We start from the raw sequence: 281 nt of genomic DNA, 5'->3' as shown, positions 1-281 counted from the left end.
ATCTATGACGACAACTACTGGGTCACCGGGATGGAGTGCATCAGGTGCGAGCTGGGCGAGCCCGACGCTTCCGGCCGCCGCAGCCCGGTGCCGATTAAAGGGTCCGAGTATATTATGGACGTCGACACAGTGGTGGTGGCCATCGGCCAGGGGCCGAACCCGCTGGTGCCCAGGACCACCAAAGGCCTGGAGCTGAGCAGGAAGGGCAACATCGTCGCCAGCCTGGAAACAGGCGCCACCTCCAAGCCCGGCGTGTACGCGGGAGGCGACGTGGTGACAGG

At 65.1% G+C, this 281-nt stretch carries 1 protein-coding gene; it reads left to right on the top strand.

Features of this window, described 5'->3' with window-relative positions:
• Nucleotides 1–281 (top strand): FAD-dependent oxidoreductase (locus Pmgp_RS19465; protein ID WP_243119970.1); only part of this gene is annotated, 281 nt, incomplete at both ends.

The organism is Pelotomaculum propionicicum, from assembly GCF_004369225.1.
Taxonomy (GTDB): Bacteria; Bacillota; Desulfotomaculia; order Desulfotomaculales; family Pelotomaculaceae; genus Pelotomaculum_B; species Pelotomaculum_B propionicicum.
This window is presented reverse-complemented; position numbering and strand designations above follow the sequence as displayed.